Annotated in this window: 20 protein-coding genes; 18 read left to right on the forward strand and 2 right to left on the reverse strand. The window is 67.5% G+C overall.

Features of this window, described 5'->3' with window-relative positions; translation table 11 throughout:
- Positions 1-1221: 1221 nt before the first annotated feature.
- On the reverse strand, positions 1222-1677 hold the full coding sequence (locus tag ACFYPM_RS20155; protein WP_357252489.1) for a DUF1772 domain-containing protein: 456 nt from the start codon (positions 1675-1677) through the stop codon (positions 1222-1224).
- A 199-nt stretch (positions 1678-1876) separates the two neighbouring features.
- On the opposite strand from ACFYPM_RS20155, the gene ACFYPM_RS20160 reads away from it, so the two are divergent.
- From ACFYPM_RS20160 to ACFYPM_RS20190, 7 genes are all read left to right on the forward strand, one after another.
- Positions 1877-2494, forward strand: a complete 618-nt coding sequence (locus ACFYPM_RS20160) for a TetR/AcrR family transcriptional regulator (protein WP_387198912.1) — start codon at positions 1877-1879, stop codon at positions 2492-2494.
- Positions 2495-3239: 745 nt separating this feature from the next.
- Positions 3240-3647, forward strand: a complete 408-nt coding sequence (locus ACFYPM_RS20165; protein WP_387198915.1) for an acyl carrier protein — start codon at positions 3240-3242, stop codon at positions 3645-3647.
- Positions 3648-3651: 4 nt separating this feature from the next.
- Complete coding sequence (gene acpS, locus ACFYPM_RS20170) at positions 3652-4101, forward strand: holo-ACP synthase (protein ID WP_387198918.1); 450 nt, start codon at positions 3652-3654, stop codon at positions 4099-4101.
- Between the two features lie 388 nt (positions 4102-4489).
- The gene (locus ACFYPM_RS20175) at positions 4490-5494 is read left to right on the forward strand and encodes a ParB/RepB/Spo0J family partition protein (protein ID WP_387198921.1); all 1005 of its coding nucleotides are present in this window, start codon (positions 4490-4492) and stop codon (positions 5492-5494) included.
- A gap of 145 nt (positions 5495-5639) precedes the next feature.
- Positions 5640-6617 (forward strand): ACP S-malonyltransferase, encoded by a 978-nt coding sequence (gene fabD, locus ACFYPM_RS20180; protein ID WP_387198924.1) that lies wholly within the window; start codon positions 5640-5642, stop codon positions 6615-6617.
- A 10-nt stretch (positions 6618-6627) separates the two neighbouring features.
- Positions 6628-7731 (forward strand): 3-oxoacyl-ACP synthase III family protein, encoded by a 1104-nt coding sequence (locus ACFYPM_RS20185; protein ID WP_387198927.1) that lies wholly within the window; start codon positions 6628-6630, stop codon positions 7729-7731.
- A complete protein-coding gene (locus ACFYPM_RS20190) occupies positions 7731-9260 on the forward strand; it encodes a phytoene desaturase family protein (protein WP_387198930.1) in 1530 nt (509 codons plus the stop codon). The genes ACFYPM_RS20185 and ACFYPM_RS20190 overlap by 1 nt, the downstream gene beginning before the upstream one ends.
- A gap of 290 nt (positions 9261-9550) precedes the next feature.
- Here ACFYPM_RS20190 and ACFYPM_RS20195 read toward each other — a convergent pair whose 3' ends face one another.
- Positions 9551-10144, reverse strand: coding sequence for a TetR/AcrR family transcriptional regulator (locus ACFYPM_RS20195; protein ID WP_387198933.1), 594 nt, complete (start codon positions 10142-10144; stop codon positions 9551-9553).
- A gap of 129 nt (positions 10145-10273) precedes the next feature.
- On the opposite strand from ACFYPM_RS20195, the gene ACFYPM_RS20200 reads away from it, so the two are divergent.
- From ACFYPM_RS20200 to ACFYPM_RS20250, 11 genes are all read left to right on the forward strand, one after another.
- Positions 10274-11836, forward strand: coding sequence for a DHA2 family efflux MFS transporter permease subunit (locus tag ACFYPM_RS20200; RefSeq protein WP_387198936.1), 1563 nt, complete (start codon positions 10274-10276; stop codon positions 11834-11836).
- Between the two features lie 1092 nt (positions 11837-12928).
- A complete protein-coding gene (locus ACFYPM_RS20205; RefSeq protein WP_387198939.1) occupies positions 12929-14119 on the forward strand; it encodes an FAD-dependent oxidoreductase in 1191 nt (396 codons plus the stop codon).
- Positions 14106-14612 carry an ester cyclase gene (locus ACFYPM_RS20210; protein WP_357252461.1) on the forward strand — a complete coding sequence of 169 codons (507 nt, stop codon included), beginning with the start codon at positions 14106-14108 and terminating at the stop codon, positions 14610-14612. Before ACFYPM_RS20205 ends, ACFYPM_RS20210 begins: the two co-directional genes overlap by 14 nt.
- On the forward strand, positions 14609-15379 hold the full coding sequence (locus ACFYPM_RS20215; protein ID WP_387198943.1) for a 3-oxoacyl-ACP reductase family protein: 771 nt from the start codon (positions 14609-14611) through the stop codon (positions 15377-15379). Before ACFYPM_RS20210 ends, ACFYPM_RS20215 begins: the two co-directional genes overlap by 4 nt.
- A gap of 170 nt (positions 15380-15549) precedes the next feature.
- Entirely contained in the window at positions 15550-15990 is a 441-nt protein-coding gene (locus ACFYPM_RS20220; protein WP_387198947.1) for a hypothetical protein, read from the forward strand.
- The gene (locus ACFYPM_RS20225; RefSeq protein WP_387198950.1) at positions 15987-17243 is read left to right on the forward strand and encodes a beta-ketoacyl-[acyl-carrier-protein] synthase family protein; all 1257 of its coding nucleotides are present in this window, start codon (positions 15987-15989) and stop codon (positions 17241-17243) included. Before ACFYPM_RS20220 ends, ACFYPM_RS20225 begins: the two co-directional genes overlap by 4 nt.
- The gene (locus tag ACFYPM_RS20230) at positions 17240-17644 is read left to right on the forward strand and encodes a 3-hydroxyacyl-ACP dehydratase FabZ family protein (protein WP_387198953.1); all 405 of its coding nucleotides are present in this window, start codon (positions 17240-17242) and stop codon (positions 17642-17644) included. The genes ACFYPM_RS20225 and ACFYPM_RS20230 overlap by 4 nt, the downstream gene beginning before the upstream one ends.
- Positions 17641-18912, forward strand: coding sequence for a beta-ketoacyl-[acyl-carrier-protein] synthase family protein (locus tag ACFYPM_RS20235; protein WP_387198956.1), 1272 nt, complete (start codon positions 17641-17643; stop codon positions 18910-18912). Before ACFYPM_RS20230 ends, ACFYPM_RS20235 begins: the two co-directional genes overlap by 4 nt.
- Positions 18912-21218: a beta-ketoacyl synthase N-terminal-like domain-containing protein gene (locus ACFYPM_RS20240; protein ID WP_387198958.1), complete on the forward strand. Its 2307-nt coding sequence runs from the start codon at positions 18912-18914 to the stop codon at positions 21216-21218. Before ACFYPM_RS20235 ends, ACFYPM_RS20240 begins: the two co-directional genes overlap by 1 nt.
- A 50-nt stretch (positions 21219-21268) precedes the next feature.
- Entirely contained in the window at positions 21269-21976 is a 708-nt protein-coding gene (locus ACFYPM_RS20245; RefSeq protein WP_387198961.1) for an alpha/beta fold hydrolase, read from the forward strand.
- A gap of 103 nt (positions 21977-22079) precedes the next feature.
- On the forward strand, positions 22080-23240 hold the full coding sequence (locus tag ACFYPM_RS20250) for an FAD-dependent oxidoreductase (protein WP_387198964.1): 1161 nt from the start codon (positions 22080-22082) through the stop codon (positions 23238-23240).
- Positions 23241-23261 lie beyond the last annotated feature (21 nt).

Consider the following 23261-nt stretch of genomic DNA (forward strand, 5'->3'; position numbering starts at 1 on the left):
TTTCTTGGTGGGGGCTGCCGCCGCCGGCCCCGGCTCGGTGGCCCCCCCCCCCCGGCCATCGTTTGTGGTCTGGCCAGGGGGGGGGGGGCGCCCCGGGCCCCCGGCGGGCGCCCCCCCCCCCCCCCGCCAAGGCGGCGCGACCTGCTGGACCTTGATGGCGAGGTCGATCTCCGCTGCGCGCACGCCGCCGCCGAGGGCGAGTCGGAGGTCAGCGAGGAGCTGCTCATCCGCTGTCGGATGTGGGTCATCGGGCGTCACTCGCCGAGCCATGCCCTACCTCCTAAGGCCGTGTAAGCATTCCGATCGGGCTCGATGACATATTCATGCCCCGCACCTGATGTGGCCCCCGTGCCTTGAATCGATTGTACCAGTTTTGTTAATTTCTTTGCCCCCGCAAGATTCCGCCTGCTTGGATTCGCCGTATGGCGGCCCGCGAATCTCTCATACCGGTCAAACCCGTCGATGCGTCTAGCCAGGCCGCCCGCAATGTGGATGCTTGGTCGATCTACACCAACCGCTGCCCGCATTCCACGATCCGGTGACCGCCTGGCTGTCCACGGTTCCTGATCATGTGCATGGGATTCCGAGTGATGTGTGTGTTGTCAGCCTGACTCGTGATCGCCTGCTCTTGTCCGGCTTACGTCCGTTATGGACACTGTAACACACAGTTGTAGTGCGTGGACAGAGTGATAGGGGTGCTGTACGTTCGGAAGAAGTCGGATAAAGAATGTGCCGTAAACGGCGAAAAGTCCGCGCGGTTGTGGGGTCGCCGCGAGTGTGGCCGATGTTCGGGTGTCCCGTGAGCACATTGCTGACATATCCACCGACCGCTGCGTCGAGGCCGTCACCGATTATGGCGTCGTCGCCGTAAGGACGTGGCCGCGTTGAGTGGGCAGCCCGGACCGATGCCTCGCACGCCGCTCCTCGTGACAGCTGCCCGCGCGGATCCGAATGCTGATGAGTACGACTCCGCTCAGCGAGACCGGGTTGTCACACTGGGCGGCTCGGCGGATGACCATCTACACCGGACGGATTGAGGGTGTGTGGGTCTCCCGCCACTGGATGGCCACGCTGCGGCGCGGGCACGGGCTCAGGCCCACCGGTAGGACGCCTTCAAGATCGGCAACAGCCCTGCACGCGGTCTTGCCACCTAGGCGGGACAAATCAAATACGACGGAGCCGCGGAGCGTGGGGGAAAGTCACTACTCCTTCCACTCAGGCTCAGTCGACCGTGGCGATCGAGAGAACGACGAGCAGGAAGGCCGCGAGATAGGCCCACGATCGGTATCCCTGGAACCACTCCCAGCGGTTGCGGCGCTCCTGCCAGCGTTCGGGAGGGGAATCCTTGTCCCAGCGCAGCGTCGATAGATTGATCGGCACGTTCACGACCACGGTCGTGACGATACCCGTGGCCCAGGCTGCGGCCGCCACCCAGCGCAACACCTCGGGCAACCCCGCCCCATCAGGGCGGGCCGCGTAGCTGATAGCCAGCACGAGCGAAGCCGTCATCGCCACCGGCATCACAATGCCGAAGGTGCGCAGCAGGCCCTGTTCGACCAGGATGTGGTCACGCGGCGCCAGACGCTTGACCACCGGATGCACAAAAGCATATGAACCGAACTCGGCGCACGCCGTGAACCCCAGCACGGCGACGGTGGCGAACATCAGCACGTCCATACCCGCTCCTCTCTCGTCGTGGCGGCCTGCGCGGCACCGAGCCACATCGGCGAGCCGTGCCGCAGCATCACGCGACGTGACACCGCACATGGGAAGGCACGACAGGAGCCGGTCGCCGCGATGGCCGGTGCTCCCGCGGAGGTGGCTGATCAGCAGCGCATGCCGCGAAGGTTATTGATTGATTGATAACATGTCAACCATGGGCCAGAAACGAGTCTCCTCGTCCCAGCGGCGTGCTTCCGTGCTCGCTGCGGCGATCCGGATTTTCGGCAGTAAGGGCTTCGCCGCAACCACCACGGCAGACATCGCCCGCGAGGCCGCCGTGAGCCAGCCCTACGTGGTGTCCCTGTTCGGCAGCAAGGACGCGCTCATACGAGCCGCGATCGAGCACGCGCTCGACAGGGTCGTCGAGGTGTTCGAGCAGACGATCGACGACGACGCACCCGGCGACCTCGCGCCGCGTATTGGTATCGCCTACCTTCGGCTGTTCAAGGAGCAGGGCTTGCAACTCTGCCTCGCGCACGCCTTCACCGCCGGCAGCGATCCGGAGATCGGGCCACTCGCCAGAGACGGCTTCCTCCGCGTCTACCGAGTACTCGTCGACCGCGGCAAGCTCACACCCGAACAAGCCAGTCAGACCCTCGCCGCCGGCATGATGGCCAACGTCATCCTCGGCTTACGCCTGGCCGATGACTATGACCGTGAACCCGTCGTACGCGAACTCCTCTCGGCGACCTACCCGAGCAATGTTGACCTCCTCAGGACCGTCACCAACGCATGCGATGGTGACGCCGCTCCTCATGCCGGTGTCCACTGACGTTTACCGGATTTGCCGGTGGTGTTGTGGATCCTCGCCGCAGGTGCGGTCGAGCGACTCCCCGCCGTGGTGGTGGGGGCGGGCCACGGCTGGCCAACCACCCGCACGGTGACCACCCGGGTGGTGGTGTCGGCGGCACCCAACAACCTGGCGGCGGTCGCGAACGCCAACCATCGCTGCCGCTCTTCAGATGCGGCAACAACACCTCGAAGCACATCGCAAGCGGTCGTGAATAATCCTCGGGATCCGCGGACCACGCCAATGACGCCGAAGCATGGAGCAACGTGGTATCTCTTCACGGCTCCACTTGATCCGTAATGTTCTGGTTGAGATTGGGAAACGCGACGTCAAGCCGATCGTCACCGCGGTGACGTCACTGCACGCCCGGGTGGCGTTTTGGTGCCCTGGGGGTGTCGCTGTCGCCGACCCCACGCGCGCCGGTTTCCCATCTCGGTGTCTCCCTTTGTTCGGAGTTACACCCTTCAACGACGGACCCGGTTGCGACAGGTGGCTGTACGTGTTGTCGGCCTGGTTAGCGATCGGCTGCTCTTGTCCGGCTTAGGTCTGTTATTGGCGAGGATAACCCGCAGCGCTTAGATGTGTGACGGTGTGGGATGGGTCGAGCGGTTCCAAGAGCCGGACAAAGATTTTTTGCGTGGAGGTGTACGAACTCGGGGTCACGTCGGGTCTTTAAAAGCGAGAGGTCTTTCGAGGGCCGCTCGGTGACAACGAGAAGGGACCCATTGTGGCTGTCACGCATGATGTTGTTGTGGGCGCCGTCAAAGCGGCAATGGTGGACGCGCTTGGCGTCGAGCCCGAGGAGGTGACGCCGGAGGCGACACTGTTCGGTGATCTCGGCGCGGAGTCCATCGATCTCCTGGACATCCTCTTCCGGCTGGAGCGGAGCCTCGGTATCAAGGTCACCGCCGGCGACCTGGCCGAACGCATCCAGGGTGGTATCCCTGAGGAAGAGTTCGGCACGCCGGAGGGGGTCGTCTCCGAGGTCGGGCTTGCCCACCTGAAGAAGGTCATGCCACAGATCGCGGTGGAGGACCTGCGAGGGAAGCTGCCGGCGGAGGAGGTCATGGGGTTGTTCACTGCGGACAATCTCGTGGATCTGGTGCTCGACCGGAACACCGAGCTCGTCGGCTGATTTCGTGGGAGTACGGGTCGGTGTCGATCTCGTCGAGGTGGACCGCGTACAGACACTGCTGAAGCAGCAGCCGGCCGCCAGCAGTGAGCTGTTCACAGAACGGGAACTGGCCGCCTGCTCCGGCCGGCGAGACCGGTACGTGCGGCTCGCCGGTCGGTTCGCCGCCAAGGAGGCGGTCCTGAAGGCGCTCGGCACCGGCCTAGGTCCACGGATGCGGTGGACGGATGTCGAGATCGTCAACGAGCCGTGGGGTAAGCCGCGGGTTCACCTGTACGGCGAGGTGGCGGCGGTCTGGCGAAGGCGCGGCGCGGGTCAGGTGGAGATTTCCATCTCGCACACTGCCGGTCTCGCCCTCGCCCACGCCGTTCTGGTGGAAACGGCCGCCTGTGCCTGCGTATCCGGGCACTCGGCGGTCACCCCCGAGCCGAGTTCCGAAGTGCACGGCGACGGATAGGGGCAGGCGGGGCACCCAGACGTCCGAGACAGCACGTACGTCGAGGACGGATTGAACAGCGATGGATTTGACCTGACGGATCGACTCGCTGGTCAGACACCCAGTGGGTCAGCGTGCGTGCGGTCACGTCGAGCGTCGAGACGCACTGGCGGGAGCCGACCCACGGCATCTCTCCCGATCCTCTCGGTACGGGGGCGTCGCAGCGATCGAAGTGCTGCGGCGGGCCGATCGGATTTGGGGGTTGCCGGATCGTGCGGCTGACCACTGGCACGGCGCAGTAGGTCCTGCGGTCGGCGATCCAGGCATTTGTGAGTCCTGTTGCAGCACAGCCGATACGACATATCCGAACCTCCGGTGGGAGGTACGGGCGGATTGCGGGGGAGAACTGATGTCAGGCCGGTATTCGGTTGGTGGTGCCGCGCTGCTCGAGCGGAATGTGACGGATGTTCACGGGCATGACCGGTCCGATGCTGCGATCGCTGAGCTGCCAATCGCGGATCTTCACGGAGTCGAGGCGTTGCGATTCGGTGGTGTGAACCTGGCGTACGCGCGTGTGCTGGCCGAGTCGGGGGCGGAGCTGCCGCCGATTCTGGTGCAGCGCAGTACCATGCGTGTAATTGACGGTGCTCATCGGGTGCGGGCAGCGCTGCTGTGCGGTCAGCGGACGATCACAGCAGTGCTGTTTGACGGTTGCGACCGGGAGGCGTTCGTCCTCGCGGTTCGGCTCAACGTGACACATGGTCTGCCGCTGTCGCTGGCGGAGCGGAAAGCGGCGGCGACCCGCATCCTTCACGACTATCCCGAGTGGTCCGACCGATCGATCGCCTCGGTGACTGGCGTCTCCGACAAGACGGTTGGGGCAATCCGCAGGCGGTCGCCCGCGGAGATTCCGCAGCCGACCGACCGGGTTGCCCGTGACGGAACGATCAGCCGCCGGCCGTTGGTGGAGGGTCGGCTGCGAGCGGCCGAACTGATCCGGTCGCGGCCGCACGCGCCGCTGCGGCAGATTGCCGACGAGGCCGGGATCTCCTTGACTACCGCTAAGGACGTGCGCAATCGGGTGCGGTGCGGTAAAGATCCGCTGCCCGCCCGGCAGCGAGCGACGGTGTCCGGCGCTGTGGTTGCAGAGCCCGAGTTCGATGAGGCGGATGCGATGGCCGCAGAGTTGATGATGCAGCGGTTGCGTAGCGACCCGGCGGTGCGTCGGACCGCCGGCGGTCGGTGGGTGCTGCGCTGGCTCGCGACGATGACCTTCGACGAGCAAGGCTGTGAGCGGGCTGTCGCTTGCCTGCCGCCCTACCACCTCGAGACCGTCGCACGGCTGGCGCGGCAGCGGGGCGCGGTGTGGCTGCGCCTCGCGGGGCGAATCGAGGAGCGTACGCGGTCGAACTGAGAGGTGAACACTTCTTAATTCGTCCGCGGTCGACCACCGCATTGACAGTCGTTGTGTAGCAATGTTCTACTAGCGCCCCGCGACAGGTCGGATGACCGCTGTTCCCTTATATGAAATACTCGTCTGCGCGCGTTAGGTCGGACTGATGAACAATGACGTGCAACGCCGTTGGTGTTTTTTGTTCCCAGGTCAAGGTTCCCAGCGTGTCGGTATGGGAAGAGACCTCTACGTACAACGTCCCGATCTCGTCGCGGAAATCTTCGAAACCGCAGATGAGCTGCTGGGCTTCCCGCTCTCGGAAATAGCCTGGACCGGGCCCGAGGATCGGCTGCGCCGTACCGAGATCACGCAGCCCGCGATATTCGTGGCGAGTTACGCGGCATATCGTGTGCTCGCCGAGCGAATGTCCGAACCGGTGGCCGTCGCCGGACACAGCCTGGGGGAGTACACCGCCTTGGTCGCGGCTGGTGTATTGGAGTGGACCGACGCGCTGCGACTGGTCCGCCGCCGCGGCGAGCTCATGGCCGCGGTCAACGAGACCACCCCAGGCACGATGGCGGTCGCGCTGGGATTGACCGCATCGGTGGTCGAGCGGTTGTGCGCGGAAGCCTCCGCAGCCTCCGGTGTGGTGGTCGAGGTGGCCAACTACAACGAGCCGACGCAGACCGTCGTGTCTGGAAGGACCGAGGCGGTCGCGGAATTTCTGCGCCGGGCCACGGCCGAGCTGCCCCCCGGCGGACAGATCAAGAAGATCGGGGTCGGCGCACCGTTCCACTGCTCACTGATGGCACCGGTGGAGGAGAAGTTCGCCACCGAGCTGGCCACCGTCGACTTCCGCGATCCTCGTATTCCGGTGGTGGCCAACGCCACCGGCGGATTCGTCACCACCGGCGCCGAGGCGCGTGACTCGCTGCGCCGGCAGTTGGCCGGGCCGGTCCGCTGGACGGACAGTCTTGCGACTCTCGTCGACTCCGGCGTCACCACGTTCGCCGAGGTCGGGCCCGGCCGGGTGCTGACGGGCATCTGCCGGCGCACGTACCCCGACCTGGACTGCCATTCCGCCTCCGATGCGCGCCGCATTGCCGCTCTGCTCGAAGCCAGCGTTCTGCCTCGCACCGTCTGAAAGGACTCCCATGCGCACCGCCCAGATCATCGGCACCGGCGGATACCAGCCCGGTGACCCGATCGACAACGCCACCATTGAAAAGCTCGTTGGCCCGCTGCCGGACGACGTGCTGAACGGGCTGACCATCGAGCAGCGCTTCTGGATGATCGATCCTCGGACCGGCGAGCACTTCGACAGCAACTCCGGGATGGCGTACAAGGCTGCGGTGGCTGCGTTGGCCGCTGCCGAGGTCGAGCCGGCCGAGGTGGATCTGATGATCCTGGCGACCGGGACCCCGGACTACACGCTGCCGCCGTCGGTCAACCTCGTGCAGGAAAAGCTCGGTCTCGAATCCTGCGCCACACTGGAGATCCGCTCCGGTGGCGCGGGCGCGGCGCAGGCATTGGACATCGCGCGGCTCTGGATCGAACAGGGAAATGCCACCACGGCGTTGGTCATCGGGGTGGAGGCCATCTCGCCCGCCATCGCGCCGGTATTCCTTGAGACCGAGCCGGACAAGATCCGGATGCGCGACCGAATTCCGCTCTACATGTTCGGCGATGGGGCAGGGGCGATCGTGGTGCGCGCGGGAGAGCACGGCGGACTGCGCCGCGGTGCCACCAGGGCCATCGGTGGCCTGCGCAAGCCGGGCATCTGGGCCATCGGTGGTGGCACCCACGCGCCGCTGCTGCAGCAGCAGCGGTCGAAGAAGCTGGTGGACCTCAGGGTCGATGTGGTCGGCGCCGGGGACTTCACGCCGGTGATGGTGTCTGAGGCGCTGTCGCACACGCTCGAGGCTGGCCAACTGGCCGCGGCCGACGCCGACTGGTGCCTGATCCCGGAGGGCAATGCCGGCTGGATGCTCGACTCCATGCGCGACGCCGGTGTGAAGACCGCGGACTGGGAGGCCCTGGAGGGCCGCATCTTCGACAATTTGGCGATGACCGGCGCCTGCGGCTGCGCGGCGGTGCCGCTGTTCCTCGACAACGCGTGGCGCAACGGCATGATCCAGCCTGGGCAGCGCGTCGCCCTCATCGGCGTCGAAGCGACGAAATGGATGTACGGGGGGATCGTGTGCGACTGGACCGCCCCCACCCCCTCTCCCGCTACGCAGAGCAACGAGTCCGTCTGATGTTTGATGTTGTCGTCATCGGCAGCGGCCTTGGCGGGCTGTCGGCCGGGGCGCTGCTGGCGCGCGCCGGTCTACGAGTCGCGGTGGTCGAGCGCAACGCCGGGCCCGGTGGCTATGCGCAGCCCTTCCGCCGAGGTCCCTACTTGTTCGACCCGGCCATTCACTTCACCCTGGATGCAGGTCCCGCCGGGTTCATTCCCGGGGTGCTGGACCACCTGAATGTCGCTGATCGCGTCGAGTTCCGGGAGTTACCTCAGACGTACCAGGCGCGGTTCCCGAGCCTGACTGTCGATGCGCCGCCTGGCCGGCTGGCGTTCCTCGAGCTGCATCAACGGCTGTTCCCGCGACAGGCCGACGGATTGGCGCGGCTGTTCGAACTGCGTCGCGAGATGTTCACCCAGTTCGCTGCGCTGCCGCAGCATGTCGGCCCAGGTGGACTCGATGCCGCAATGGCGGCGGCACCCCTGGTCTTCCGCTATCGGCTGTCGACCTTGACCGAGGTGCTGGATGAGTTTCTGGACGACCCGCAGTGTGCGGCGGCGATAGGCAGCATCTGGCCCTACATCGGCTCACCGCCGTCGAGGATGTCGTTCCCCCTGTTCAACCAGATGCTGGAGACCCTGCATCACGGAACCTTCTACCCGCGCGGAGGTTTCGGGACCCTGGTCGACGCCCTGGCCACCGCGGTACGCGACAACGGTGGCGAGCTGCTGCTGAACGACGAGGTGCGGCGCATCCTGGTCGAGGACGGTCGCGCCGTAGGCGTCGAGACGGCGGGCGGGACCGTGCTGCACGCTCGCGCGGTGGTCTCGAACGCCGACGCGCGGCAGACGTTCGGCGAACTGGTCGGCTGGGACCTCCTACCGGCCGCGCTGCGGCGCAGAGTTGACCGGTACCGCCTGGCGCCCTCGGCATTCGTGCTCTACGGCGTGCTGCACGCCGATCCGGCGGAACTGGGCCTGGCACACGAGAATTTCGTGTTCGGATCATGGGACCATGACGCCATCTGGGCTGACGTGCAGGCGGCCCGGCCCGGTGGCATTTGGGTGACCGTGCCGACCCTGGCCGACCCGGAACTGGCGCCAGGAGGTGGGCATCTGGGTGTGGTCACCAGCCTGGTCCGAGCCGGCGCCGACGGTAGCTGGCGCGCGATCCGGGACGCGCACGCCGACGCACTGCTGTCCACGGTCGAGGCGGGTGTGCCCGGCTGGCGCGACGCCTTCGAGATCGTCGACATGGCCACCCCCGACACGCTATTCCGCTACAGCCGCAGCGCTGGCGGAACCGCCTACGGCTGGGAGAACACCCCCGCGCAGACCGCCAGCAAACGGCTGCCGCACCGCACCGCGCTGCCGGGCCTGTATCTGTCCGGCCAATGGGCCGAGGAGGGTACCTCCTCGCTGCGGACCCTCACCTCGGGTCGAGCCACGGCCGCCATGGTGGCTGCCGACCTCGAACACCCCACGGCGATACCGGATTTCGGCGGCCCGTCGTTCGTCAACGAGCTACTGACGGGAGCGCGCCAGTAGCTGTGGGAGCGATCGCGCCGATGGGCTGAGACAGCGACGTTGGTCGTCGAGCCGATGCGGCGGTCCTTCGGATCACCGGGCCGGGATATCACGCGGCTGCACCGGGTTTCGCTGGATCGCCGCTTGTCGTTGCCGACTAGTGTGCTGCCTCATGAATAGCTAGTCGCCTCGGGGAATTCCTGGTCGGGAGTCGTGCTGCTGCACGGTTGGTGCTTGATCCGGGTCAGCGGGAGTTGCTGAGGTCGTTGGCGAAGTCGCGTACAGCGGAGCATCAAATCTGAGGCGCAACACTAGCGGTGTGCCTGCAATCCGCGGATGATCAGGTCCACCAGCCTGGTGTAGCTGCTCCCCAGGTCGGGGGAGCGCAGGGCGCCGTTGAGTTCCAGCGAGACCGCGCCGTGTAGCGCTGCCCAGACCTGCTGGGCGAGCTCGACGCTATCGCTCTCGGTGATCGCGCCGCGGGCCATGGCGTAACGGATGTGCGAGACCAGTTCCCCGAACGCCCGGCTGGCGCTGTCCTGCACCGCTCTATTGGTGAAGTGCCTGCCAGCCGAGGCATGAAACATGATCAGGTAGTGCTGCGGGTGCTTGGTAGCGAACGCGCGGTAACCTGCCGAAGCCGCTCGCAACCGGGCGATCGGGTCGGTGTCGGCCGGTGCGGCGACCTCGGCCCGCAGTCGTTCGAAGCCACGGATCAGCAGCTCCGACTCCAGGCCGTCCTTGCCGCCGAACCGGTTGTAGACGCCCATCAGCGCCACCTGGGCCTCGGCGGCGACCGCCCGCACCGTGACCCCGGCCAAGCCGTCGCGGATCAGGACCGCCTCGGCGGCGTCGACGAGGGCACGCTCGACGTCCTTGCTCGGCGTGCGGGTGCGACCAGCCATCTGTTTCGGTCTCCTCGGTTCGCGCTGCCGGACTGTCACCCTAGCCGCTTGACCTGGTTGACGGCCCGATGACGATGCTGTAGAACAACGTTACACAGATACCGCAGTCTGTTCCACAGGAGGCATGCCGTGTCCACACCCACTTTCGAGCGGGCTGATACCTCTGAGCAGACTCTGGGCACTCCCGACCCGGCCACACACACCGGCGCACGCCGCTGGCTGGCGCTGGCGGTCGTGTGTGTGAGCGTGATGTTGGCGGTGATCAACAGCACCGTGGTCAACGTCGCCCTGCCAACGCTGGGGCGGGAACTGGGTGCTTCCACCACCGCAATGCAGTGGATCGTCAACGCCTACACCCTGGTGTTCGCGGTCATGCTGCTCACCGGCGGCGGTCTCGGCGACCGATTCGGCCGTAAACGCACACTGCATGTTGGCCTGGTGCTCTTCGCGGCCTCCTCCCTGGCGGCGGCGAACGCCACCAGCACCGGCCAGCTGATCGCCGCCCAGGCAGCGATGGGCGTGGCGGCCGCATTCGTCTATCCGGCAACGCTGGCGCTGCTGTCGGCGATCTTTACCGATCGCAAGGAGCGAGCCGTCGCCATTGGCATCTGGTCGGCGGTCTCCGGCCTGGGGGCCGCCGTCGGTCCGGTCGCGGGTGGTCTGCTGCTTCGGCACTTCTCATGGCAATCGGTGTTCCTGGTGAATTTGCCGCTGATCGCGGTGGCGCTGGTCGGCGGGCTCCTGCTGCTGCCGAGGTCGCGTGCCGAGTCGACCGGTCGGTTCGACGTCATCGGCGCTTTGCTGTCCATGGTCGGTGTCGGGCTGCTGGTGCGTACGGTGATCGAAGGCCCGAGCGACGGCTGGCTGTCGGCGGTGACGTTGGGCGGATTCGCCGGTGCTGCCGTGCTTCTCGCACTGTTCGCCTGGTGGGAAGCGCGCACTGTCGAGCCGCTGCTCGATGTGAGCATGTTCCGCGACCGGCGGGTGACGGCGGCGTGCGTCGCGATCATGATGGCCTTCCTCGGGCTGCTCGGTTTCGTCTTCCTGATCACCCAGTACTTCCAGGTGATCCGCGGCTACGACACCTTGAAGGCCGGCCTGGCCATCCTGCCGTTCGCGGCGGTCATGGGCGTAATGGCGCCGTTGAGTATGGCGCTGACCGTCCGAATCGGACCGCGGCTCGTGATCTCGCTCGGCATGCTGTCCCTGAGCGCGGGTTTCGTGGTGGCCATGCAGCTCACTGCCGAGTCCAACTACTGGGGACCGGTGGTCGGTTCGATGGTGCTGATGGCCGCTGGGCTCGCCTGGGGGACTGCTCCCGCCACGGACACGATCATGAGCGTACTGTCGGCGAACCGCCTCGGCGCCGGGTCCGCGGTCAACGACACCACCCGCCAGATCGGCGCGGCGCTGGGCATCGCGGTGATCGGCTCGGTGATGAACCAGGTCTATGGTGACCGGATTACCAGTGGATTCGCCACACTTGGGTTGCCATCGGAACCGGCATCGGAGTCGCTGGTGGCGGCGGTGGGAGTGGTTCAGCAACTGCCCCCCCAGGTGGCGGAACAGGCGCTGCAGACGACCCGGGACGCGTTCATGTCGGCGCTGCACGCCGGTTCGCTGGCGGCGGCGATCGCGACCGCCGCTGCGGCAGGGGTGGTCGCGCTGCTCATGCCGGGCCTGAGGCGGTGAGGCCCGGGTCCAAGCGATAGCTGGCCGAGATCCGGAGGCGGACCCGGTCGTGCGATCGAGTCTGGACGACTCTCCCTCGGCCCGCGCCACCGCCCGAGCGATCGGCCCCAAGATGGAACGTGCAACCGGTAACCCTGCGGCAGCGGATTCCGGCATGCCACGAACCCAAGGAGGAGTACGACGAGATCGGGCGCCGGCGACGAGAGAGCCCTGATCTACGGCCAGGCCAACACCGATTTAATTCGCATCCGCCTACTCGCGCGGAAGATGGTGTCCGAAGCGAGGTGCCCGGACGAGTCGGATGTGGTCGGTGAGGGGGCGGAGCTGGAGCCCGAGGAACCGCCGCAGAACGACTGACCGAACAGGGTCGGCAGGTAGCCTGAACGGAACACTGCCGTAGCCCCGACGGGCTACGGCTATTCCAATGTGCGTGGCCTGACCGGACCGACACCGCCTCCCCTGGTACATGGGCACGTCGATGTGGATCAGGCCGTGGTGGGGATCCAGGGGTTGCTGGTAACGGCCTGGACGAAGTGCGTACGCGGGTAGCCGGAGACCTTGATCCTCAGTCTCGGCAGGCACATGCCCTGCCCGCCGGCGACCGTCGTCGAGGGACACTGCAGCGCCGCTGACGAAGCGTAGGTGGTCGTCTCGGCGGTCCCGCCGCCACACGGGCAAGGCGTGGTGCCTGCGTTACGGCTCGCCTGGCCGCTAGACGGCGACTGTCGCGCCGAGCATGAGGGCCGATCGAAGCAGGTGCTCCTGAGACGCACCCCGATCCCGGCGACGCGGGGTCCACGCGCCACCAACTCCGCAGACGAGGGCATCGACGACAACTAGGCAAGCACGATCCGTCAACTTAAAGACCTCCACAACGAACGCCGCGTCAACCCGGGCCCTATCCAGTCAACGTGGTGTCCTTTCTTGCCGAGCTGGGTCGTGTTCGTGGGGTCGCAATGAACGCGACCAACAAGTGCAGAAACCTGGATTCGCTGCGATACTCACTGCGGGCAAGGTGAACGGCGCAGCAGGCGCCAACATTTCTGCCGTGCCATGCAATTCCGATGGCCCGGTGAATTCTCCGGGGGGCACATGCTCACGTCCAAAAAACCCATTCTCATTATCGGTGGCGGTATCGGCGGCGCCGCAGCCGGACTCGCGCTGCGGCAGGCCGGCCTCGACGCCGTCGTCTACGAGGCACGCAGTCAACGCGGCACCCGCTACGGCGGCTGCTATGTGCTCTGGTACGCGGGTATGCGTTCACTGCGGCGACTCGGCGTGGCCGACAAGGTGCGCGCGGCGGGCCATCGGGTGGACCGGTTCGAGATGTGCGACGAACGCGGCCGCCTGCTGTACCGCGTCGACATGGACTCGCGCTCCGTCGAGCCGGGCCTTCGCCCGCTGGCGATCCGCCGGGCCGACGTGGTCGACATCCTGCACGCCGAGCTCGGATCCGAAGCCTTGCAGTTGAACTCGACGCTGCGGGAGTTCCGCGAGACCGCTGCCGGTGTCGATGCGATCTTCACCAACGGCCGGGTCGAAACCGGCCCGGTGCTGATCGGCGCCGACGGGCTGCATTCGAGGGTCCGCGCGCACCTACACGGCCTGAGCCCGGCCCGGCACCCTGGCTACGCGCACTGGTCCGGGATCGCCGAGACCGATTGCGGCGCGCCCAAACACGTTTTCCGGATTATGCACGGCAACGCGGCCCGGTTCGCGTTCTTCCATCTCGGTGACGGACGGGTCAACTGGTGGTGCACCCGCAACGCTCCCGCGGGCTCGGACGGCGACCACCTCGGAGAGCTTCGCGCGCTCGAAACGGCCTACCGTGGCTGGCATCCGGTCGTCGGCGACCTGCTCGCAGCGACTGCGCCGGAGTCCGTGCACCGCCGTGACACCGTCGACCGCCCACCCTTGAGGCGGTGGGGCCGCGGCCGGATCACCCTGCTCGGCGACGCTGCCCACGCCATGACCTTCGATCTGGGCCAGGGCGCCGGCACCTCGCTCACCGACGGGGTCACGCTGGCCCACCATCTGTCCCGGCGCGGCGCCCCCATTGCCGCGCTCCGCGACTACGAGCGGGCCCGCCGTGCGGTGACTGTGCCGCTGGCGCTCGCCTCGCGGCGCATCGGTGAGGCCACCGGGTGGCGCGGACCGTTCGGCCCGCAAATGAACCACCTGATCCTGCGCACGATCGGTGCCCGGATCACCCCCTCTTTGCTCGCACTGGACGCCCGCAGTCATTCCGCACTCGATATGGAGTTGTCGCATGCCGTCAGATGAAGCGGAAAAAAACAAGGCAATCATTAAGCACTACCTCCAGAAGGCATGGAACGAGGGCGACTGGAGCGTGGCCGAAGAGGTTGTCGACGAGAACGTGGTCTTCCACGACATGGTCCGCGACGGCAAGTACCCGAAGGGCCGCGAGGGTCTGCGTGCGGCGATGAATGACATCCGTACCGGCATCCCCGACTTCGTGATGGACCTGCAGCATCTCGTGGCCGAGCACGACCTGGTGGCGGTCGTGTGGAGCGCCACCGGAACCCACGCGGGGATCTTCAACGGCCTGCCCGCCACGAACCGCGTCGTGACCCTGCACGCCATGAGCATGGTGCGGATGAAGGATGGCAAGATCATCGAAGGCTGGCAGGAGGCCGACCAACTCGGTGTGGGCCGCGAATTGGGCATGGTCCCGAAATCCGAACTGCCGCGGCCGGTCGGGAGCCTGCTCGCCTTCGGCATCCGTACCCGTGACCGCATGGTGCGCACGCGATGAACCTGGGCGGCAAGGTGGCGCTCGTCACCGGCGGTGCCCGCGGTATCGGCCGCGCGATTTCGCTCGCCTTGGCCGCCGAGGGGGCCGACGTGGCCGTGAACTACCGCTCGAGTGAGGCCGCGGCCAAGGATCTCGTCGCCGAGATCGAGTCGAGCGGGCGGCGAGCGATCGCCATCGGCGGCGACGTCGCGGACCCGAACGCAGCCAAAGCGATGGCCACACAGGCGGTTTCGGAACTGGGCGGCCTGCACATATTGGTGAACAACGCCGGCATAGCCCACGACAAGCTCATTTACCACATGACGGCCGACGACTGGCGATCGGTGATGGACGTCAACTTTGGCGGCGTCTTCAACGGCACCAAGGCGGTGCTGGACCACTTCATGGTTCAGCGGGAGGGCGCGATCGTCAACATCTCCTCGGTGATGGGCGAGCGCGGCTGGACGGGGCAGGCCAACTACTCCGCGTCCAAGGGTGCGGTCAACGCGTTCACCCGATGCGCCGCAGTCGAATTGGCCCGCTTCGGCATCCGCGTCAACGCGGTGCTGCCCGGCTTCACCCCGACCGATCTCGTGGCGGAACTGGTCGACAAGGGCGGCAAGGGCATCAAGAAGCAGATCCCGATGCGCGACTTCGCCCGGCTCGAGCACATCGCCGCCATGGTCGTCCACCTGGCCAGCCCCGATTCGGCCTACACCACCGGCGCCACGATCGCCGTAGACGGCGGCGCCAGCGCTCAGCTCGGCCTCGGCCGTCCCGAGTGGTAAGGCCCGCCGCCGATTCTGATCGCCCAATTGGAGAGAAGGAACGTCGTAATGAACGACACCCTGTTCCGCCAGGTCCGCACCGCCGTCGCCGAGGACGCGGCGGCCCTGCCCGACGAGCTCGGCTTGGTCACGCTGGTCGAGTCCCGCGCGGCCGTAACCGCCTGAGTGCCGTGCGATTCCACCTGATCGACCGGATCGACGAGTACGAGCCGCACAACCGTGTTCGCGGCCGCAAACTCGTCTCGGCCGCGGAGTCGGGCCTGCGCGAGTCCGCGGACGGACCGGTCCTCGAATCCGCGCTCGTACTCGAGGCGCTGTGCCAGGCCGGCACGTGGCTGATCATGCTGTCCACCGAGCGTCGCAAACGGGCCGCGCTGCTGCAGATCGGCGGCGTCGAGTTCAGCGGCGTCGCCCGGCCGGGCGACGTGGTGGTTCTCGAGGGCACCGTGGAGTCGATGTCGGACGAGATGGCCGTGTTCTCGGGCACGGCGCAGATCGACGGCAGCGTGCTGATGCGCGCCACCGACATCATGTGCGCCCTTATCGACGCGGGCGATCTGCAGGACGACGCGCACAGCGGCCGTCTGCTCGAAGGGCTGGTGCGGGCATGAGACGCGTAGCCATTACCGGTATTGGCGCGGTGACGCCGGTCGGTAACGACGCCGACGCCACCTGGAGTGCTCTGCGAGCCGGGCGATCCGGCGTCGGTCCCATCACCTCCTTCGACGTGTCGACCTTCGCCGTCCGGATCGCCGGCATGGTGAAAAACTTCGATGCGGAAGTCGCTATCCCGGACGCCGCGCTCCGGCGCAACCTGTCGCGCCCGGGCGCCTTCGGAGTCGCCGCCGCCCTGGAAGCCCTCGCCGATGCGGGACTGTCGGACGGAGGCGATTACCGGCCGGGCGAGCGCGGCGTGAGCGTCGGCGCCACCGCCGGACGGCCGTCGCTGGCCGAGATGGCGGAGATCTTTCACCGACTACGGGAGTCGCTGCCGCTGTACCGGCAGCCAGTCGAGCATGTGCTCGAACGCGATCAGAACACCCCGGCCGCCGCCATCGCCCGGGCTGGTGGGTGTGCCGGACCCATGGTCGGAGTCTCGACCGCCTGTACCGCCTCCGGTCACGCCCTCGGCGAGGCCTACCGGCTGATCCAGGAGGGGGAGGCCCGGATGATGGTGGCTGGGGGATACGACTCGCTCATCTCCTGGCTGGATGTGCTCGGTTTCTCGCTGCTCGGTGCACTCACCACCGAGCACGCCGACGAGCCCGAGCGGGCGTCGCGACCGTTCAGCGCCGATCGGTCGGGCTTCGTGCTCGGCGAGGGCGCGGTGATGTTCGTGCTTGAGGATCTGGAATCCGCGCGGCAACGCGGTGCCCACGTACACGCCGAGATCGTCGGATACGCGGCCACGATGAACGCCTACCGGATGACCGATCCACCACCGGACGGCGGCGGCGTCAGCCTTGCGATGGCACACGCGCTCGACGACGCAGGGCTGCAACCGTCCGACATCGGATACATCGCCGCGCACGGCACTTCGACACCCGGCAACGACATCTGTGAGACGAGGGCAATCAAGGACGTGTTCGGCGAGCACGCCGACCGGGTCGCCATCAGCTCGGTGAAATCCATGATCGGCCACATCACCGCGGCAGCCGCCGCCGCGGGCCTGCTGGGGGCGTTGGGCGTGCTGCGCACCGGATACGCGCCGCCGACCATCAACCTCGACCGCCCGGATCCCGCGCTGAACCTCGACTATGTCGCCGACGTCGCCAAACCGGTGGAAACCGATGCCGTCATGGTCAACGCTTTCGCGTTCGGCGGTACCAACGCCTGCCTGATCCTGCGGAGGGACACCCCATGATCGCCATCACGGCACCAGCTCCGAAGCTGGTCGGATTGGACCGGATCGTCACCCTCGAGCCGGGCCGTGCCGCGACGGCTGTGCGTAATGTGCCCAGCACCCTCGACATCTTCGACAGCCACTTCCCGCTTTTTCCGGTACTACCGGGCGTGCTGATCCTCGGGTCCCTGGCCGAGTTGGCCGGGTTGCTGATGACCGAGACCTTCGATGGCACCTGGCAGTTGGCCGCAGCCCACAGCGTGCGCTATCGCCACTTCGTGCGGCCGGGCGACCGCATGGAATTGAGGGTGGATCTGATCGAACTCGGCGCCTGCTCGGCACGCGTGCTGGTGGACGGCAAGCGGGTGACAACCGTTGCTCGTCTTGTTCTTTCGCGGAGCGACGTCGGCGGCGCGCGATGAAGCGGGTGGTCGTGACCGGCGTCGGACTGGTCACCGGGCTCGGTGTCGGCACAGCACAGACGTGGCATGCGTTGCTGGACGGTAAGAGTGCGGTCGGGGCCCTGCGCGGTTTTGACGCGAGCTCCCTACAGTCGCGGCTCGGGGCCGAGGTCATCGACTTCGATCCGGCACCGTTCGCGGTGAATCGGCGGGTGTTGCGGAACATGACACGCAACGACCAGTTCGGCGTTGCCGGTGCGGCTTTGGCGCTCGCCGACGCCGCGGTGACTATCGACGATCCGGATCGCACGGGGTTGTTTCTCGGCGGCAACAAGGAGATCTCCGAACCGGCCAAGGTGCTCGACGCGGTGCTGCTGGCTCGCAACCCGGACGGCACCGCCGACCTGGCGCGGATGGGCGCCGAGGGCGCGGCACGGTTCTATCCACTGTTCTACGTCGAGGGCCTGCAGGCGGCGGCGCTGTTCTATATCTCGCAGGCGCACGGATTGCGCGGCACCAACACGTATTTCGCTGGCACCGGCGAGGCCGGCGCCACCGCGATCGGTCGGGCCTACCGGGCCGTGCTGCGCGGTGAAGCGGCCGTGGCCGTCGCCGGCGGCTTCGACGATCCCACCTCCTGGTGGAGCATGACGAAGCTGGACCCGATGGGTGTGCTCACCACCCGAAACGATCTGGGCGCGGGCGCGACACGGCCCTACGACCGCAACCGAGACGGATTCGTGCCGGGTGAGGGCGCCGCATTCTTGGTACTCGAGGACGCCGAATCCGCCGCCAGCCGTGGTGCCTCGGTGTACGCCGAGATCGCCGGATTTGGGCGCGGTTTCGGTGCGGAGGGCACCGCGGGAGTGGTCGGGGCTATCGAATCGGCGCTCGCCGAAGCCGGTATCGAGCCGGACGCACTCAGCTTGGTCGTCACCGAGGGCGCCGCCTCACCGTCAGGTGATATTGCCGAGATCGCGGCACTGCGTTCGGTCCTCGGCGACGCGTTGCCGCGACTGTCGGCGACCGCGGTCACGGCGGCGACCGGGTATCTGGTCGCTGGCGCGGGCGCGCTCAACATCGCGGTCGCCGCATTGGCCACTCGGCACGGCGTGGTACCGCCATTGCTCAACATGACCGACCCGGACCCCGCGTGCGCAGGACCGAACTGGGTCGTCGATGTGGCCCGCGAGCAGTCAGTGGGCTACGCCCTTGCACTGACCCGCGGGTTCGCCGGCCAGCATGTCGCACTCGTCCTCCGGACACACACAGGAAGGACACCGCAGTGATGAACACCCCCAGCCAGGGCCGCGTCGTCGTCGTCGGCGTCGGCGCCATCACCTCCCAAGGACCGACCGCCGAGGATCTGTGGCTCGGCGCCAGCCAGGGCCAGGTCGCGATCCGTCCGGTCGAGCACATGTCGATGGACGGGTACCGCACCCGCTTGGCCGGTGAGGTCGTGGCCGGCCACTCCCCTAAGCACGACGTGGGTTATCCGACCGGATTCAACGACCGCGCACTGGATTTCGCGCTCATCGCGGCCGAGGAGGCGATGGGGTCGGTAGGACTGGGCAACGACGCTGTCCCGGCCGAGCGTTGGGGCGTGGTGCTCGGCACCTGCAACGCCGGACTGCTCAGCGCCCGGCACTGGTACTTGGCTCGCGAGCACGGCGAGCCCGTCGATCCGCGGGTGCTGCTGTTCACCCCACCGCAGGCCATCGCGGAGGCACTGGCCGGCGCGTTCGGCGTGTGCGGTCCGGTGCTGTCGGTGAACACCGCCTGCGCGGCGGGCGCGAACGCCATCGGCTACGCCGCCGATCTGATCCGCTCCGGCCGCGCCGACGCCGTGCTCGCCGGCGGCACCGACGCGCTGTCGGATGTGCTGGTCGCCGGATTCAACTCGCTGGAGTCGCTGTCCCCCGTGCCCGCGGCGCCGTACTCCAAAGACCGGCAAGGGCTGTCGCTAGGTGAGGGCAGCGGCATGCTGGTGCTGGTGCGCGCCGACCTGGCCCGCGAACTGGGCCGTCCGATCCTGGCCGAGGTGGCCGGGCTCGGGCTCTCGGCCGACGGCTATCACGCCACCGCGCCTCGTCCGGACGGCACCGGCGCCGCGCGGGCCATCCAGGCCGCGCTACGGTCTGCGGGCCGCGCGGCCGAGGACGTGGTCTACGTCAACAGCCATGGCACCGGCACCGCTAAGAACGACCCGGCCGAAACCATGGCGATGAAGGTCGGTCTCGGCGATGCCAGCCGGTCGGTAGCGGTCAGCAGCACCAAATCGATGATCGGTCACCTGCTGGGCGCGGCAGGGGCGGTCGAGGCGATCGTGACCGTGAAGGCGATCGAGGAACAACTGGCCCCACCCACCGCGAGCTTCACCGCCGGTGATCCGGACTGCGATCTGGACTACACGCCGAATGTCGCCCGCCGTCTCGACATCGGCGTCGCCATGTCGAACAACTTCGCCTTTGGTGGTGCCAACGCCTCCCTGGTGCTGACCCGCGACGCGTCCCCGCCCGCTACCCCGACCACCGACCGCGTCGTGATCACCGGAGTCGGCGTCCTCTCCTCGGCTGGAGTGGGCACCGAGGTGCTGCGCGAAGCCTTCGCGAACGACCGCCGATGCACCACCGACGAGTCCGGCGCCCGAGTCGGTCGTGTCCCGCTCGACGTCGGTGAGTACCTGACGACCAAGGCGCGTCGTCGGATGGACCGGCTCGGAATCTTCAGCGTCGTCGCAGCTCGGTTGGCCCTACAGGACGCGGGCCTCACCCTGGATGACGGCAACCGGACCCGTGTCGGCACCGTCCTGGGCACCGGAATCGGCCCGATGGACACCATCGAGGCATTCGCACGCCCGCTGTTCGAAAGCGGCCCCCGCGCGGCCAACCCTGCCCTGTTCCCGAACACTGTCTACAACGCCGCGACCGGGCAGGTGAGCATGCACGTCGGCGCGGTCGGCCCGACCACCACAGTCACCACCGGGCACGCGGCCGGTGCGGGCGCGTTGGCCTATGCCTTCGACATTCTGTCCCGCGACGAGGCCGACGGCATGCTGGCGATCGCCGCGGATACCCTCACCGACACCGTGATCGACGCCTACGGCGAGATCGGGCCACTCACCACCGACGGATTCGGCCTGGCCGAGGCCGGTATCGCCGTGCTGCTTGAGCGGGCGGGTGTGGCAGCTGCCCGTGGCGCGAGTCCGCGAGCCGAACTGCTCGGCTACGGAATCGCGTCGGACGGTAGGGGGGTCGGCCGTTGGGATCGCGACGGGCACGGCGTCGAGCGAGCGCTGCGGGATGCGTTGGAGCGGGCCGGGCTGCGACCGTCAGACGTCGCCGCCGTGTGGACCAACACGGTCGGTCTGCCGGACGTAGACGATCCCGAAGACCTGGCTCTGGCACGGCTTTTCGAGGGTTCTGCCGCACCGCCGAGGTTCGCGCCGAAACGGTTGTTCGGCGAGCCGATCGGTGCCGGCGCCCCGCTGGCGTTGGCCGTGGCGACCGCCGGTGAGATGGATGGTCCGGCACTGGTTGTGAGCAGCTCGCTAGGTGGCACTCACATCGGTCTCGTCCTTGGGCCGGTGCGTTGACCGGTAGGGCGCGACCGCTTACCCGCGAGGTCGAGATCGGTGGCCGGCGAATGGGTTACGGCATCCTGCCGGGTAGCGGCCCGCCACTGCTACTGGTGCACGGTGCCGCAGCCCGCTGGCAGGTGTACCGGCCGCTGATGCTCGCCCTCCAGGACGGCTACCACCAGTACGCCCCCGACCTGCGCGGCCACGGCGTTTCGGACCGGGCACCCGACTACGGCATCGACGGCTTCGCCGCCGACATCATCGACTTCGCCGACAAAGTGGTCGGCGCACCGGTGCACCTGTTCGGGCATTCGCTGGGCGGCTGGATCGCGCTGACCGTCGCCGCCCGCCGAGCGGACCTGGTGCGGTCGCTGGTCATCGCTGACTCCGGCATCTATCCGGACGACATCCCGCATGAGGTGCGGACGGCCTGGCTGGCCGGGCTGCCGCTGGCCTTGCGATCGCTGGCGACATCGTTGCACCAGTTCGATACCGAGGTGCTCAACCAGTATCACGACAGGCGCATGACCCGCGACTACCACCCGGATGAACTGCTGGCGCGGGTACGCTGCCCGACCCTGCTGATACAGGCCGACCCCGCCTGTGGCGGGTTCATGTCCGACAACGACGTCCGGCGGGCGACCAAGCTGCTCGCCGACGTCCGCCACATCCGCCTCGACGGCGTCGGGCACGGCCTGCACATCGAGGATTCTGCCCGAGTTGCCGACACCTTCCGTGAATTCCATCGGCCCACCCAGTCGATCAGGAGCTGATCATGCCCGCCCTCGCAGACCGCGCGAGTAACCTGTTTCCCTCGATGATCATCCGCTCACCGCTGCACCGCCTGCGCGGCGGCGTGGAATTGGATGCGGCGCAATGAGTACTCGCAGGGTCGTCATCGTCGGCGCCGGTATCGGCGGGCTGACCACCGCTATCGCCCTGCGCCGCATCGGAATCGATGTCGTCGTCATCGAGAGGGCAGGTGCCGACGAGCTCGCCAAGGGCGTGGGAGTCCACCTGTGGAGCAACGCCATCCGCGCCCTGCAGCACATCGACCTCGCCGATCAGGTGGCTGAGATCGGCACAGAGGTCACCGCGCACCGCAACCTCGACTGGCGGGGCCGTCGGCTGGGTTCGTTCGACCTGGCAGCGCTGAGTGATGAGTTCGGCGCGCCGTCGGTAGGAATGAGCCACCCTGATCTACACCGCCTGCTGCTGCAGACCCTCGGTCCGGATGTGCTGAGGCTGAACTCGGAGCTGATCGGCTTCGAGCAGAACACCCAGCGTGTGGTGGCCCGTCTCGCCGACGGCAGCGTGGAGCGCGGTGATCTGCTGATCGGCGCGGACGGCATCGCATCGATGGTCCGCCGGCAGTTGCACGGCCCGACTAAGCCCCGGTATTCCGGAATGGCGGCCTGGCACGGCATCACCGACTACACCGATCCGCAGATCCCCGTCAGCGAGATGCGGACCTACTGGGGTCCGGGTGCGCGGATCCTGCACTATCACGTGACCGGTCAACGCCTGTACTGGCTCGCGATGCTGAAGTCGCCTCCCTGCATGCCCGAGCCGCCAGCCGGACGCCAGGCCGCGGTCCTGAAGACGTATCGCGGCTGGCCCGCCCACATCCAGCGGATGATCGCCGCCACCGAGCCCGATGCCATCCTGCGCAACGACGTCGTCGACCGGGATCCCCTGCAGCACTGGGGATTCGAACGCGCCAGTCTGCTCGGTGACGCCGCGCACCCGATGACGCCCGACATGGCGCAGAGCGCGGGGCAGGCCGTCGAGGACGCCGTCTGTCTGGCCGGCATCCTCAAAGCGGCGGCCGATCCCGTCGCGGCGCTTCGCGAGTACGAGCAGCGCCGCACGGGCCGCGCCAACGAGTTCGTCAGAACCTCGCGGATGGTGAGCCGGATGAGCGTGCTCGATGCCGCTCGGCTGCGGGTGGTGGGCGACAATGTCGTGCTGCGCGCCGTCCACGCCATCCAGCGGTCCCGATCCAAAGCTCGCACCGATCTCATTGCCCGACCGTAAAGAACGCAGCCTCATGTCCGT

It is taken from the genome of Micromonospora sp. NPDC005203, assembly GCF_042872705.1.
Taxonomy (GTDB): domain Bacteria; phylum Actinomycetota; class Actinomycetes; order Mycobacteriales; family Micromonosporaceae; genus Micromonospora.